This window comes from Streptomyces sp. NPDC101234, from assembly GCF_044767525.1.
In the GTDB taxonomy this organism is placed as follows: domain Bacteria; phylum Actinomycetota; class Actinomycetes; order Streptomycetales; family Streptomycetaceae; genus Streptomyces; species Streptomyces sasae.
Window position 1 is genome coordinate 54,822 of record NZ_JBIWOA010000039.1, and the last position, 14,739, is coordinate 69,560.

The 14,739-nt window shown below is 69.7% G+C and carries 12 protein-coding genes; 9 read left to right on the forward strand and 3 right to left on the reverse strand.

What is annotated here, in order from left to right:
- Window positions 1-35: 35 nt before the first annotated feature.
- On the reverse strand, window positions 36-2,093 hold the full coding sequence (locus ACIRR9_RS45425; protein WP_403764892.1) for a TIM-barrel domain-containing protein: 2,058 nt from the start codon (window positions 2,091-2,093) through the stop codon (window positions 36-38).
- Between the two features lie 76 nt (window positions 2,094-2,169).
- The gene (locus ACIRR9_RS45430) at window positions 2,170-3,183 is read right to left on the reverse strand and encodes a LacI family DNA-binding transcriptional regulator (RefSeq protein ID WP_123973776.1); all 1,014 of its coding nucleotides are present in this window, start codon (window positions 3,181-3,183) and stop codon (window positions 2,170-2,172) included.
- Window positions 3,184-3,425: 242 nt separating this feature from the next.
- Between ACIRR9_RS45430 and ACIRR9_RS45435 the strand changes: the two genes are divergently transcribed.
- The 3 genes from ACIRR9_RS45435 (at window position 3,426) to ACIRR9_RS45445 (ending at window position 6,287) form a co-directional block, all read left to right on the forward strand.
- Window positions 3,426-3,554 (forward strand): hypothetical protein, encoded by a 129-nt coding sequence (locus ACIRR9_RS45435; RefSeq protein WP_403764894.1) that lies wholly within the window; start codon window positions 3,426-3,428, stop codon window positions 3,552-3,554.
- Between the two features lie 417 nt (window positions 3,555-3,971).
- Complete coding sequence (locus ACIRR9_RS45440) at window positions 3,972-4,196, forward strand: hypothetical protein (RefSeq protein ID WP_403764896.1); 225 nt, start codon at window positions 3,972-3,974, stop codon at window positions 4,194-4,196.
- A gap of 147 nt (window positions 4,197-4,343) precedes the next feature.
- The gene (locus ACIRR9_RS45445; protein WP_403764898.1) at window positions 4,344-6,287 is read left to right on the forward strand and encodes an acyl-CoA dehydrogenase family protein; all 1,944 of its coding nucleotides are present in this window, start codon (window positions 4,344-4,346) and stop codon (window positions 6,285-6,287) included.
- Window positions 6,288-6,291: 4 nt separating this feature from the next.
- On the opposite strand, the gene ACIRR9_RS45450 is transcribed toward ACIRR9_RS45445, so the two are convergent.
- The gene (locus ACIRR9_RS45450) at window positions 6,292-6,765 is read right to left on the reverse strand and encodes a lamin tail domain-containing protein (protein WP_403764900.1); all 474 of its coding nucleotides are present in this window, start codon (window positions 6,763-6,765) and stop codon (window positions 6,292-6,294) included.
- 179 nt (window positions 6,766-6,944) lie between these two features.
- Here ACIRR9_RS45450 and dxr point away from each other — a divergent pair, with 179 nt between their 5' ends.
- The 6 genes from dxr to ACIRR9_RS45480 all read left to right on the forward strand — a co-directional run bounded on the left by dxr (window position 6,945) and on the right by ACIRR9_RS45480 (window position 14,589).
- Window positions 6,945-8,225: a 1-deoxy-D-xylulose-5-phosphate reductoisomerase gene (gene dxr / locus ACIRR9_RS45455; RefSeq protein ID WP_316774958.1), complete on the forward strand. Its 1,281-nt coding sequence runs from the start codon at window positions 6,945-6,947 to the stop codon at window positions 8,223-8,225.
- An 8-nt stretch (window positions 8,226-8,233) separates the two neighbouring features.
- The gene (locus ACIRR9_RS45460) at window positions 8,234-9,526 is read left to right on the forward strand and encodes a M50 family metallopeptidase (protein ID WP_403764941.1); all 1,293 of its coding nucleotides are present in this window, start codon (window positions 8,234-8,236) and stop codon (window positions 9,524-9,526) included.
- A 170-nt stretch (window positions 9,527-9,696) separates the two neighbouring features.
- Window positions 9,697-10,854 carry a flavodoxin-dependent (E)-4-hydroxy-3-methylbut-2-enyl-diphosphate synthase gene (gene ispG / locus ACIRR9_RS45465; RefSeq protein WP_365348670.1) on the forward strand — a complete coding sequence of 386 codons (1,158 nt, stop codon included), beginning with the start codon at window positions 9,697-9,699 and terminating at the stop codon, window positions 10,852-10,854.
- A 441-nt stretch (window positions 10,855-11,295) separates the two neighbouring features.
- Window positions 11,296-12,144: a GNAT family N-acetyltransferase gene (locus ACIRR9_RS45470; protein ID WP_384573211.1), complete on the forward strand. Its 849-nt coding sequence runs from the start codon at window positions 11,296-11,298 to the stop codon at window positions 12,142-12,144.
- Window positions 12,145-12,278: 134 nt separating this feature from the next.
- Complete coding sequence (locus ACIRR9_RS45475; protein ID WP_403259361.1) at window positions 12,279-12,809, forward strand: GNAT family N-acetyltransferase; 531 nt, start codon at window positions 12,279-12,281, stop codon at window positions 12,807-12,809.
- A gap of 73 nt (window positions 12,810-12,882) precedes the next feature.
- Complete coding sequence (locus ACIRR9_RS45480; protein WP_403764903.1) at window positions 12,883-14,589, forward strand: proline--tRNA ligase; 1,707 nt, start codon at window positions 12,883-12,885, stop codon at window positions 14,587-14,589.
- The last annotated feature ends 150 nt before the right edge of the window (window positions 14,590-14,739 follow it).

Sequence of the window (14,739 nt, forward strand, 5' to 3'; positions counted from 1 at the left end):
GACATTTACCGGCTGGTAACAGCAACTCGCCGTGGCTACTCCGTCACCGGCAGTTTCGCGCCGTCCCGCAGGAACAGCGGAATACGATCCAGCGGCGCGTCCACCGTCACCGCCGTACCCCCCTCGTACGACTCGCCCGTCCACGCGTCCGTCCACCGGGCGCCCGCCGGCAGATACGTCGTCCGGGCCGTCGCCCCCGCCGTCAGCACGGGGGCCACCAGCAGGTCCCGGCCGAACAGATACGCGTCGTCGACCGTCCAGGCCGCCTGGTCCTCCGGGAACTCCAGGAACAGCGGCCGCATCGCCGGCAGGCCCTCCTCATGGGCCTCCCGCATGACCTCCAGGACGTAGGGCCGCAGGCGCTCGCGCAGCCGCAGGTACTTCTCCAGTACCGTGCCCGCCTCCTCGCCGTACGACCACACCTCGTTCGGGCCGCCGGTCATGTCCGGGCCCAGCGGCATGCCCGGCTCGCGGAAGCCGTGCAGACGCATCAGCGGGGACAGTGCGCCGAACTGGAACCAGCGGACCATCACCTCCCGGTACGCCGGGTCGTCCGGGTCGCCGCCGTGGAAGCCGCCGATGTCCGTGTTCCACCAGGGGATGCCGGACAGCGCGGTGTTGAGACCGGCCGCTATCTGGCGGCGCAGCGAGGCGAAGTCGGTGGGGATGTCGCCCGACCACACCGCGGCTCCGTAGCGCTGACTGCCCGCCCACGCCGAGCGGTTGAGGGTGACGATCTCCTCCTCGCCCTCCGCGCGCAGGCCCTCGTAGAAGGTGCGGGAGTTCTCGGCGGGGTAGCTGTTGCCGACCTCCAGGCCCGGTCCGGTCCAGTAGCGCAGGTTCTCCTGGAAGCCGGGCTTCAGCTCGGGCTCGCAGGCGTCCAGCCAGAAGGCCGTGATGCCGTACGGGTCGAGGTAGTTCTCCTTGATCTTCGACCAGAGGTAGTCCCGGGCGTCCGGGTTGGTCGCGTCGTAGAAGGCCACCTGGACGGTCGACGCCACCTCCTTGTCCGGCCAGTCGGCGTGTGCCATCGGGCCGTACTGGGTGCCGATGAAGTAGCCGCGCTGCTCCATGACCGGGTGGTTCTCGCTCAGCGGGGACACCGAGGGCCAGACGCTCACCACCAGCTTGATGCCCAGCTCGTCCAGTTCGCGGACCATCGCGGCCGGGTCGGGCCACTCCTTCGGGTCGAACTTCCACTCGCCCAGGTGGGTCCAGTGGAAGAAGTCGCAGACGATGGCCGAGATGGGCAGGCCACGGCGCTTGTACTCCCTTGCCACCGCGAGGAGTTCGTCCTGGGTGCGGTAGCGCAGCTTGCACTGCCAGAAGCCCGCCGCCCACTCCGGCAGCATCGGTGAACGGCCGGTCGCCGCAGTGTAGTTGCGCTGCCCGTCCGCCGGAGTGCCGGCCGTGATCCAGTAGTCGAGCTGGCGGGCCGAGTCGGCCACCCAGCGGGTGCCGTTGCCGGCCAGCTCGACCCGGCCGATCGCCGGGTTGTTCCAGAGGAGCGTGTAGCCGCGGCTGGAGACCAGGACCGGGATCGACACCTCGGCGTTGCGCTGGATCAGGTCCAGGACCAGGCCCTTCTGGTCCAGCCGGCCGTGCTGGTGCTGGCCCAGGCCGAACAGCTTCTCGCCCTCGTAGGCGGCGAACCGCTGCTCCAGCCGGTGGTAGCCGTTGCCGACGGCGGTGTAGAGGCGGGAGCCGGGCCACCAGAAGTGGGCGCGTTCCTCGGCGAGGATCTCGGTGAGGTCGTCGGTGCGCAGGAACCGGATCAGGCCCTCGGCGGACACCTCCACGGTCAGGTCCCCGACCGTCAGCCACCCTTCCCCGTCACCGATCTTGACGGTCGACCCGGTGACCGGGCGTTCGTCGAGCAGCGCGCCCGGCAGGCCGTCGAGGACCGGACCGCCGAGCCGGGCACGCACCCGGACCGCGGCAGGGCCCCACGGCTCGATCCGCAGTGTCTCCTGGCGCCCGCTCCACTCCAGGGCGCCGTCCCGCTCACGGAACGTGCCGACGGTGGGGGAGGACTGCGCGAGGCTGACCTTGGGCTGGTCGACCGCGGACTGGTTTTCGGCAGGCTGATTCATGTCACGTGCTCCTGAAGGAGTGCAGACAGGGGGGTGCCCCGGCAGGGCAGGGCAGATGAGCCGGAAGAAGAACGGTTCAGGACCCGGCCGGCGCCGGTCCCGTGCTCGCCCGTACCGTCAACTCGGGTGCGATCAGCACGACTTCGTCGCTGCCCCGGCCGTCCAGTTTGGCGACCAGGTGTTCCACGGCGTGCCGGCCCATCTCCTGCGCGGGGATGGCGACCGACGTCAGCCGCACCGAGGCCTGGACGGCGACCTGGTCCGGGCAGATCGCGACCACCGACACGTCCTCGGGCACGGCCCGGCCCTGCTGGCGCAGCAGCGCGAGCAGCGGCTCCACCGCGGACTCGTTCTGGACGACGAAGCCCGTGGTGCCCGGGCGTTCGTCGAAGATCCGGGCGAGGGTCGCGGTCATCGCGTCGTACCCGCCCTCGCACGGCCGGTGCAGCACCCTCAGGCCCAGCTCCCGGGCCCGGGACCGCAGTCCGTCGAGGGTGCGTTCGGCGAAGCCGGTGTGCCGCTCGTAGACCGCGGGGGCCTCGCCGATGACAGCGATGTCACGGTGACCGAGCTTCGCGAGGTGCTCCACACACAGTGCGCCGGTCGCCCCGAAGTCGAGATCGACGCAGGTCAGACCGGAGGTGGAGGCGGGCAGACCGATGAGCACGGAGGGCTGGTCGGTCTGCCTGAGCAGCGGCAGCCGTTCGTCCTCCAGCTCCACGTCCATCAGGATCATGGCGTCGGCGAGCCCGCTGCCGGTGACCCGGCGCACCGCGTCCGGCCCCTCCTCACCCGTGAGCAGCAGGACGTCGTAGCCATGGATGCGGGCCGTGGTGGCCACCGCGATGGCGATCTCCATCATCACCGGCACGTACATGTCCGTACGCAGCGGGATCATCAGCGCGATGATGTTCGACCGGCTGCTGGCCAGGGCGCGGGCGCCCGCGTTCGGGTGGTAGCCCAGCTCCCGGATGCTCTGCTCGACCCGCTGCCGGGTGGTGGTGGAGATGGACCGCTTGCCGCTGAGGACATAGCTCACCGTGCTCGCCGAGACTCCGGCGTGCTGGGCGACCTCGGCGAGGGTGACCATCCAGCTCTCCAAGCTTTGTGAAGCGCTTCGACAGTGCGCATTGCTGACAGGGGCGAGTGAGGGTGTCTCGACAGTAGCCCCAGTGCGGGTGGGTGTCCATAGGTTGTCGAAGCGCTTCGACACTCAAGGCGGTCAATTCATCGGCCGGAGTCGGCAACCTTTCACGGGGGCGGCGGCCGCAAAGAGGTCGTACGGCCGTCAGACGGGTCGTACCACGAACCGTCCCCCGGAAGGACCCCTCGATGCAACACCGCAGACCGCGCCTGTCCAAGTCGGCGAAGACGCTGCTGGCCGCCTCGGTCGCGCTCACCGCCGCCGCGGGCGTCACCGTGGCGCAGGCCGGCGCAAGTGGCTTGCCGAGCGCGGCCTAGTCGCGCTCGGCAAGTACTACGCCACCTTCTCGGCCGCTTCCGGCTGAACTCACTGCTCGGCCCTTTGCGCCTCGTCGCGCTCCCGACTGTCCCCTACGGCAGGACGGTCACGGGTCGCATCCACCCCAACCTGAGAGTGCGGGTACGGTGGCGGGCACCCACATCGGGCAGGCGGTGCCCGATGACGGCAGTCCGGTCGACGCCATGTACAACCGTGTCCCCGGTGTTCGCCGGTTCGTGCCTTCAAGGACTGGCGGACTGTCAGGCTGACGTTAACGTAGCGACCCACTCGCACGGCGGCTCACCACCGGATCCGGTGACTGTGGGGACGCGTGTTCGCCTCCCGGGTCCTGCTCCGGCGGGAGTCGTGCCGGAGCGCTGGGCACCAAGTACGGCAGCGTCAGCCTCGACGGCGCGATGTGGGACATCTACCAGGGCAACATCGGCTGGAACGTCTACTCCTTCGTCCGCCGCGCCAGCACCACCGGCGCCACGCTCAACCTGGACGACTTCACCCAGGCCCTGGTCCGCCGCAAACTGCTGAGCAACGACAAGTACGTCTCCGGCATCGAGTCCGGCACCGAGGTCTTCAAGGGCTCGGGACGGCTTGACACCAAGTCGTACTCCGTCGACATCGGCTGAGAGGCGACCCTCGGGACGGTCGGGTTGTCGTCCGATCGGACCGCGAGGACTGGTGGGGGCGGCCCGTTTCGGGTACCAACGATCCAGTAGCACTGGTCGGTAACGAACGGTCCTCAACGTCCCCTTTTGTGGCGAGGTGAGCCTCGAATGTCCGCCCCCACCACCAAGAAACCCACCGTCACCGAGCGGGAGGCCCGCCAGGTGGCGGAGGCCGCCCGGGAACAGAACTGGCGCAAGCCCAGTTTCGCCAAGGAACTGTTCCTCGGGCGCTTCCGGCTCGACCTCATCCACCCTCATCCGCTCCCCGCGGACGAGGACGTGCGCCGCGGCGAGGAGTTCCTCGCCGAGCTGCGCGAGTTCTGCGAGACGAAGATCGACTCGGCGCTCATCGAGCGCGAGGCCCGCATCCCCGACGAGGTCATCGCCGGCCTCAAGGAGATCGGCGCCCTCGGCATGAAGATCGACCCCAAGTACGGCGGCCTCGGCCTCACCCAGGTCTACTACAACAAGGCCCTCGCCCTGGTCGGCTCCGCGAACCCGGCGGTCGGCGCACTGCTCTCCGCCCACCAGTCCATCGGCGTGCCGCAACCGCTGAAGATCTTCGGCACCCAGGAGCAGAAGGACGCCTTCCTGCCCCGCTGCGCCCGCACCGACATCTCGGCGTTCCTGCTCACCGAGCCGGACGTCGGCTCGGACCCGGCACGCCTGGCCACCACCGCCGTACGGGACGGGGACGACTACGTCCTCGACGGGGTGAAGCTGTGGACCACCAACGGCGTGGTCGCCGACCTGCTGGTGGTGATGGCCCGGGTCCCGAAGTCCGATGACGGCAGGGACGGCAAGGGCGGCATCACCGCCTTCGTCGTCGAGGCGGACTCCCCGGGCATCACGGTCGAGAACCGCAACGCCTTCATGGGCCTGCGCGGCATCGAGAACGGCGTGACCCGCTTCCACCAGGTCCGGGTCCCGGCCGCCAACCGCATCGGACCCGAGGGCTCGGGCCTGAAGATCGCGCTCACCACCCTCAACACCGGCCGGCTCTCCCTGCCCGCCATGTGCGTGGGGGCCGGGAAGTGGTGTCTGAAGATCGCCCGGGAGTGGTCGGGGGTCCGCGAGCAGTGGGGCAAGCCGGTCGCGCTGCACGAGGCGGTCGGCTCCAAGATCAGCTTCATCGCGGCGACCACCTTCGCCCTGGAGGCGGTCGTCGACCTCTCCTCCCAGATGGCCGACGAGGACCGCAACGACATCCGCATCGAGGCCGCCCTCGCCAAGCTCTACGGCTCCGAGATGGGCTGCCTGATGGCGGACGAGCTGGTCCAGATCCGCGGCGGCCGGGGCTTCGAGACCGCCGAGTCCCTCAAGGCGCGCGGCGAACGCGCCGTCCCCGCCGAGCAGATCCTGCGCGACCTGCGGATCAACCGCATCTTCGAGGGCTCCACGGAGATCATGCACCTGCTGATCGCCCGTGAGGCCGTCGACGCCCATCTCTCGGTCGCCGGCGACCTCATCGACCCCGACAAGTCCCTCCAGGACAAGGCGAAGGCGGGCGCGAACGCGGGAGTCTTCTACGCCAAGTGGCTGCCGAAGCTGGTCGCGGGACCGGGCCAGCTCCCCACGTCGTACGGCGACTTCAAGCACGGCGTGGACCTCTCCCCGCATCTGCGCTACGTCGAGCGGCACGCCCGCAAGCTGGCCCGCTCCACCTTCTACGCCATGTCGCGCTGGCAGGGCCGGATGGAGACCAAGCAGGGCTTCCTGGGCCGGATCGTGGACATCGGTGCCGAACTGTTCGCGATGAGCGCGGCCTGCGTCCGTGCCGAGCTGCTGCGCAGCCAGGGCGACCACGGACGCGAGGCCTACCAGCTCGCCGACGCGTTCTGCCGGCAGGCCCGCATCCGCGTCGACGAGCTGTTCACCCGCCTCTGGTCGAACACCGACGACCTGGACCGCAAGGTCGTCAAGGGTGTCCTCGGCGGCTCCTACGAGTGGCTGGAACAGGGTGTCGTCGACCCGTCGGGCGAGGGCCCGTGGATCGCCGACGCGACCCCCGGGCCTTCGCAGCGGGACAACGTCCGCCGTCCGTTCGAGTAGGGGTTCAGCAGTACTTGTCGCTCGGATCCCGCGTCGTCCAGGAGCAGGAGTCGACCTTGGCGCCACTCGCCCTGGTCAGCGTCGCCGTGTCGCTGGTGTTGTTCCACACATAGGCACGGCGGTTCTGGAACTTGTCCGACGCGGTGTCCGTGCCCCGGCCCGTGTGCACCTTCATCGTCCTGTGGGCGCCGATCTTGACGTCCTTGAACACGTACCGGTGGTTGGAGACGTCCTTCAGGACCCAGCCCTTGAGCGAGACGGCCGAGCCGCCGGTGTTCTTGATCTGCACCCACTCGGCGTTGAGGCTGGCGTTGGAACGGTTGTCGCTGCCCGGGCTGTCGAACCAGACGTGGTAGATCGTCACGCCGCCGGCCGCCTGGGCCGGGGTGCTGAGCACCGTGCCGGTGAGCACCGTGCCGGTGAGCAGCGCGGCGCCCGCGAGCGCGGGCAGGACGGTGCGTATGTGCGGAGTACGCATGGAGAGATCCCCCCTGGATCCAACTGGATCCGAATCCGAATTGACAGAAGTGTTATCACATGATCTTCACGTGAACCACACAAAGGGAATTCCGCTCCATACGGCACCAAGAACTGATAAGGCACCCGCGCGAGGGACGCGCTGTCCACCGGGCCGCCGGTTGCGGCAACAATGGGGGGATGACCGACAGTCCCGCCAGTCCGGCACCCCTGGCAGACCCGCACCTCGTGTACGACCCGCTCGTGGGCGACGGCCCGAAGGACGTGGTGATCCTCGGCTCCACCGGATCCATCGGCACCCAGGCCATCGACCTCGTGCTGCGCAACCCCGACCGCTTCCGGGTGACCGCCCTGTCCGCCAACGGCGGCCGGGTCGCCCTCCTCGCCGAGCAGGCGCACCGGCTGCGGGTACGGACCGTCGCGGTCGCCCGCGAGGACGTCGTACCGGCGCTGCGCGAGGCGCTGACGGGCCTGTACGGCACCGGTGAGCCGCTCCCCGAGATCCTCGCCGGCCCCGACGCGGCCACGCAGGTCGCCGCCTCCGACTCCGCGCAGTGCCACACCGTCCTCAACGGCATCACCGGCTCCATCGGCCTCGCACCGACCCTCGCCGCCCTGGAGGCGGGCCACACCCTCGCCCTCGCCAACAAGGAGTCGCTGATCGTCGGCGGCCCGCTGGTCAAGGCGCTGGCCGAGCCCGGCCAGATCATCCCGGTCGACTCCGAGCACGCGGCGCTCTTCCAGTCGCTGGCGGCGGGCACCCGGGCCGACGTCCGCAAACTGGTCGTCACGGCGTCCGGGGGACCCTTCCGGGGCCGTACCAAGGCCGAGCTGGCGAACGTCACCGTCGAGGACGCGCTGGCCCACCCCACCTGGGCGATGGGCCCGGTCATCACGATCAACTCCGCGACCCTGGTCAACAAGGGGCTGGAAGTGATCGAGGCGCACCTCCTCTACGACATTCCCTTCGATCGCATTGAGGTCGTCGTCCACCCGCAGTCGTATGTCCACTCGATGGTTGAGTTCACGGACGGATCCACGATCGCGCAGGCGACGCCCCCCGACATGCGTGGGCCGATCGCCATCGGTCTCGGCTGGCCCGAACGGGTCCCGGACGCGGCGCCCGCCTTCGACTGGAGCAAGGCGTCCACCTGGGAGTTCTTCCCGCTGGACAACGAGGCCTTCCCTTCCGTGAACCTCGCCCGGCACGTCGGCGAGCTCGCGGGCACCGCCCCGGCGGTGTTCAATGCGGCCAACGAGGAGTGCGTCGAGGCCTTCCGGACCGGTCTGCTGCCGTTCAACGGCATCATGGAGACCGTCACCCGGGTGGTCGAGGAACACGGCACCCCCCGAACGGGAACTTCGCTCACCGTGCCGGACGTCCTCGAAGCGGAGACCTGGGCACGGGCCCGGGCCCGGGAACTGACAGCGCAGAAGGCGACCGCGGAGGCGCGTGCATGACAGCCCTGATGATGATCCTCGGCATACTCGTCTTCGTGATCGGCCTGCTGGTCTCGATCGCCTGGCACGAGCTGGGGCATCTCTCCACCGCCAAGCTCTTCGGCATCCGCGTCCCGCAGTACATGGTCGGCTTCGGCCCCACCATCTGGTCGCGGCACAAGGGCGAGACGGAGTACGGCATCAAGGCCGTCCCGTTCGGCGGCTACATCCGCATGATCGGGATGTTCCCGCCGGGCGCCGACGGCAAGATCAGCGCCCGCTCCACCTCGCCCTGGCGCAGCATGATCGAGGACGCCCGCTCGGCCGCCTTCGAGGAGGTCCGGGAAGGCGACGAGACCCGTCTCTTCTACACGCGCGCCCCCTGGAAGCGCGTGATCGTGATGTTCGCGGGCCCCTTCATGAACCTGGTCCTCGCCGTCGCGCTGTTCCTCACCGTCCTGATGGGCTTCGGCATCAGCCAGCAGACCACCACGGTCAGCTCGGTCTCCCAGTGCGTGATCGCGCAGAGCGAGAACCGCGACAACTGCAAGACGACCGACGCGGCCTCCCCGGCCGCCGCGGCGGGCCTGAAGGCCGGCGACAAGATCCTCTCCTTCAACGGCGTGCAGACCACCAGCTGGAACCAGCTCTCCGACCTGATCCGGTCCACCCCCGGCAAGGACGTCGCGATCGTCGTCGACCGCAAGGGCCAGGACGTCACCCTGCACGCGAAGATCGCCACCAACCAGGTCGCCAAGAAGGACTCCAGCGGCCAGATCGTCCAGGGCCAGTACGTCACCGCCGGCTTCCTCGGCTTCAGCGCCGCCACCGGCATCGTCCGTCAGGACTTCGGCGAGTCCCTGACCTGGATGGGCGACCGGGTCGGTGACGCCGTGGACTCCATCGTGGGCCTGCCCGGCAAGATCCCCGCCCTCTGGGACGCGGCCTTCGACGGCGCCCCCCGCCAGCCGGACTCCCCGATGGGCGTGGTCGGCGCGGCACGGGTCGGCGGCGAGATCTTCACCCTGGACATCCCCCCGACCGAGCAGCTGGCCATGGCACTGATGCTGGTGGCGGGCTTCAACCTCTCCCTGTTCCTCTTCAACATGCTCCCGCTGCTGCCCCTGGACGGCGGCCACATCGCGGGCGCCCTGTGGGAGTCGCTGCGCCGCAACCTGGCAAAGGTCCTGCGCCGCCCGGACCCCGGCCCGTTCGACGTGGCGAAGCTGATGCCGGTGGCTTACGTGGTGGCCGGGGTGTTCGTCTGCTTCACCCTCCTCGTCCTGATCGCCGATGTGGTTAACCCCGTCAAAATCTCGTAGCCACCCGACGTTCGAAGCGGCCCGGAACACTGTGTTCCGGGTCGCTTCCATCGAGTGGGTTTACGGGTGGGGGATGTGCTCGCTCCTGTGCCGGTGCCGTAATCTCGAAGCCTGGAACCCGTTTCGGGCGGGACCTGGACCTAGATCCACGACTTGGGGTTGCACAGCAGATGACTGCGATTTCTCTCGGCATGCCGTCCGTTCCGACCAAGCTCGCCGAGCGCCGGAAGAGCCGGCAGATCCAGGTCGGCTCCGTGGCGGTCGGCGGGGACGCCCCGGTCTCGGTCCAGTCGATGACCACGACCCGTACGTCCGACATCGGCGCGACGCTCCAGCAGATCGCCGAGCTGACCGCGTCCGGCTGCCAGATCGTCCGGGTCGCCTGTCCCACCCAGGACGACGCCGACGCGCTCGCCACGATCGCCAGGAAGTCCCAGATCCCGGTCATCGCCGACATCCACTTCCAGCCGAAGTACGTCTTCGCGGCGATCGAGGCCGGCTGCGCCGCCGTCCGCGTCAACCCGGGCAACATCAAGCAGTTCGACGACAAGGTCAAGGAGATCGCGCGGGCCGCCAAGGACCACGGCACCCCGATCCGCATCGGCGTCAACGCCGGCTCCCTGGACCGCCGGCTGCTCCAGAAGTACGGCAAGGCGACCCCCGAGGCGCTGGTCGAGTCCGCCCTGTGGGAGGCGTCGCTCTTCGAGGAGCACGACTTCCGGGAGATCAAGATCTCCGTCAAGCACAACGACCCGGTCGTGATGATCGAGGCGTACCGCCAGCTGGCCGCCCAGTGCGAGTACCCGCTCCACCTCGGCGTCACCGAGGCGGGCCCGGCCTTCCAGGGCACCATCAAGTCGGCCGTCGCCTTCGGCGCCCTCCTCTCCCAGGGCATCGGCGACACCATCCGCGTCTCCCTCTCCGCGCCGCCGGTCGAGGAGGTCAAGGTCGGCAACCAGATCCTGGAGTCCCTGAACCTCAAGCAGCGCGGCCTGGAGATCGTCTCCTGCCCGTCCTGCGGCCGCGCCCAGGTGGACGTCTACAAGCTCGCCGAAGAGGTCACGGCAGGCCTCACCGGTATGGAGGTCCCCCTCCGCGTCGCCGTCATGGGCTGCGTCGTGAACGGCCCCGGCGAGGCCCGCGAGGCCGACCTCGGCGTCGCCTCCGGCAACGGCAAGGGCCAGATCTTCGTCAAGGGCGAGGTCATCAAGACGGTCCCCGAGTCCAAGATCGTCGAGACCCTCATCGAGGAGGCCATGAAGCTGGCCGAGCAGATGGAGGCGGACGGCGTGGCCTCGGGCGAGCCGTCGGTCGCAGTGGCGGGCTGAGGCAGCCGGCCTTCGGGCGCCGGGGGACCTTTTCCGCCCCCGCCGCCCCTACCCACCCCATCTCCAAAGGGCTGCGCCTCTTGGCCCCCGCCACGGTGGTCTGTGTCCCTTGGCCCCCGCCACGGTGGGCTGCGGCCCGTGAACCCCGTCAGTGTTTCGGGGGCAGGGGGCCTGGTCTTTCCCACTCCGCCAGGGGCAGCGCCCCGCAAGGGGCGCGGGGAACTGCGCGACCGGCCCCCACCACCCGCACCCGCCGAACCGAGCGGCTTTCCCGAGTCCGTAGGCGCGAAGGCGGGGGCCCGGGGCGGCAGCCCCCAGAGGGCGGCACCCACAACCGACGGCAACCTACAAGCCAAGGGCACCTCACACGAGGCGGCACGGCTCAGCTTCCGCAGGTACAGTGCGGAGATCAGCAGAACCCATCAGCGTGAGGCCCCGCACGTGTTGACGCAGACCACCTCACGGGTGCTCGAACCGAGTGACCTGGACGCCGCGCTCGCCGTACTCGACCGCGAGCCGGTCGCGAACGCCTTCGTGACCTCACGCGTCCAGGTGGCCGGCCTCGACCCCTGGCGCCTCGGCGGCGAGATGTGGGGCTGGTACGAGGACGGCATGCTTACCTCCCTCTGCTACGCCGGCGCCAACCTCGTCCCGATCTGCGCCACCCCGCGCGCGATCCGCGCCTTCGCCGACCGCGCCCGCAGGGCCGGCCGCCGCTGTTCCTCCATCGTCGGCCCCTCCGAGGCGACCGCCCAGCTGTGGCGCCTCCTGGAACCGCACTGGGGCCCGGCCCGCGAGGTCCGCGGACACCAGCCCCTGATGGTCACCGACCGCATGCCCGCCGACATCGCCCCGGATCCCTACGTCCGCCGCATCCGCAAGGACGAGATGGAGGCGATCATGCCGGCGTGCGTGGCGATGTTCACGGAGGAGGTGGGCGTCTCCCCGATGGCTGGCGACGGAGGTCTCCTCTACCAGGCCAGGGTGGCCGAACTGGTCGGCTCCGGCCGCTCGTTCGCCCGGCTCGACGACAACGGCAAGGTCGTCTTCAAGGCGGAGATCGGCGCGGCCACGGCCCAGGCCTGCCAGATCCAGGGCGTCTGGGTGGCCCCGGAGTACCGGGGCATGGGCCTGGCGGCCCCGGGGATGGCGGCGGTCCTGCGCTATGCGCTGGCGGACGTGGCCCCGGTGGTCAGCCTCTACGTCAACGACTTCAACACGGCGGCGAGAAGGACGTATCTGAAGGTGGGGTTCCAGGAGGTCGGCGCGTTCATGAGCGTGCTCTTCTAGCCGAGGCCAGGGGGAACGCGCCCCGAAAGGGGCGCGGGGCCGTATTCGACATGCGGCTACCGCCGCGTGAGCGCGGGCAACCGTGACGCACCTGCACCCGGACGACGGGGCTCCGCCCCCTGTACTCTCCCCACATGGACCTCGTGATCGGCCCCCTGGACCTCCCCTCCCACGTAGACGAGGCCCTGGCAGTCCAGGCGATCGCTTTCGGCCTGGGCGCCGACGAGGTGGCGGTCCGCCGCCAGATCGTCCTCCGCCATATGCAGTACCCCGGCGCCCGGTCCCTCGGCGCCACCAGCGACGGCCACCTCGTCGGGTTCGTCTACGGCATGCCCAACTCCCGCACCCACTGGTGGTCCACCGTCGTGGAGCCCTACCTCCGGGCCCAGGGCCACGCCGACTGGCTCGACGAGTCCTTCGTCATCACCGAGCTGCATGTGCACCCCCGCTACCAGAACCGCGGCATCGGGCGCCGGCTGATCACGATGATCACCGACGGCGCCGGCGAACCCCGCTCGATCCTCTCCGCGATCGACACCGACAGCCCGGCCCGCGGCCTCTACCACTCCCTCGGCTATGTCGACCTCGCCCGCCAGGTCCACTTCCCCAGCGCCCCGAAGCCGTACGCCGTCATGGGCGCCCCCCTCCCGCTCCGTCGCCGTTAACGGATTTCCACCGGCACAGCAAGCCCGGCTAACCTCCTAGCCATCACCGTTTCCCGGCAGGAGTACAAGAACCATGGCGAACGCACCGGTCCAACGCATGTCCCAGTTGATGGCGAAGACGCTGCGTGACGACCCGGCGGACGCCGAGGTCCTCAGCCACAAGCTGCTCGTCCGCGCCGGGTACGTCCGGCGCACCGCGGCCGGTATCTGGTCCTGGCTGCCGCTCGGCCTGCGCGTCCTCTCGAACGTCGAGCGGATCGTCCGCGAGGAGATGGACGCGATCGGCGCCCAGGAGGTGCTGCTCCCGGCCCTTCTGCCCCGGGAGCCGTACGAGGCGACCGGCCGCTGGGACGAGTACGGCCAGGAGCTGTTCCGCCTCCAGGACCGCAAGGGCGGCGACTACCTGCTCGGCCCGACCCACGAGGAGATCTTCACCCTTCTGGTGAAGGACCAGGCGTCGTCGTACAAGGACCTGCCCGTCACCCTGTACCAGATCCAGAACAAGTACCGTGACGAGGCCCGCCCGCGGGCCGGCATCCTGCGCGGCCGTGAGTTCCTGATGAAGGACTCCTACTCCTTCGACCTGGACGACGACGGGCTCGCCCACTCCTACGCCCTGCACCGCCAGGCCTACCAGCGCATCTTCGAGCGCCTCGGCCTCGACTACCGCATCGTCGCCGCCACGGCCGGTGCCATGGGCGGCTCGAAGTCGGAGGAGTTCCTGGCCCCTGCCGAGGCCGGCGAGGACACCTTCGCGGACTGTCCGAACTGTGACTTCGCGGCGAACACCGAGGCGATCACCTACACGCTGAAGCCGGTGGACGCCACCGACGTGCCCGCGCTGGAGGAGATCCCGACCCCGGACACCCCGACCATCGAGACCCTCGCCGCGTACCTCGGCGTCCAGGCCTCCGACACCCTGAAGAACCTGCTGGTGAAGGTCGACGGGGAGATCGTCGCCATCGGCGTTCCGGGTGACCGCGAGGTCGACATGGGCAAGGTCGAGGAGCACTTCGCCCCGGCCGCCGTCGAACTGGTCACCGAGTCCGACTTCGCCGGGCGTCCCGACCTGGTCCGCGGCTACGTCGGCCCGCAGGGCCTCGGCGAGAAGGTGAAGTACATCGCCGACCCGCGCGTGGCCCCCGGCACCGCCTGGATCACCGGCGCCAACAAGGCCGGCGTGCACGCCAAGAACGTCGTGGCGGACCGTGACTTCACCGTCGACGAGTACGTCGACGTCGTCGTGGTGCTGGAGGGCGACCCCTGCCCGAAGTGCGGCACCGGCCTCAAGCTGGACCGCGCCATCGAGATCGGCCACATCTTCCAGCTGGGCCGCAAGTACGCCGACGCCCTCAAGCTCGACGTCCTCGGCCAGAACGGCAAGCCGGTCCGCGTCACCATGGGCTCCTACGGCATCGGTGTCTCCCGCGCCGTCGCCGCCCTCGCCGAGCAGACCGCCGACGAGCGCGGCCTGGTCTGGCCCCGCGAGATCGCCCCGGCCGATGTGCACGTGGTCGCGGCCGGCAAGGCCCTGCAGACCGAACTCGCCCTGGACGTCTCCGAGAAGCTGCGCGCGGCCGGCCTGCGGGTCCTGGTCGACGACCGGGCCGGGGTCTCCCCGGGCGTGAAGTTCGCCGACGCCGATCTCTTCGGCGTACCGCAGATCCTGATCGCGGGCCGCCGCTCCGGCGAGGGCGTCCTGGAGCTCAAGGACCGCAGGACGGGCGAGCGCGAGGAGCTGACGGTGGACGAGGCGATCGCCCGCCTGACCGCCAACTGAGCCCAACTCCCTTCGCGGGGGCCGCCGGTGACCACCGGCGGCCCCCGCGTCTTTTCAGGAAGGTCTCAGACAGTTCTTCCGATCCGTATGGGAGTCTCACAGACTTCTCTCAGGCCGATACCCGAACGTAATGCGTGACAGAGAGTCACG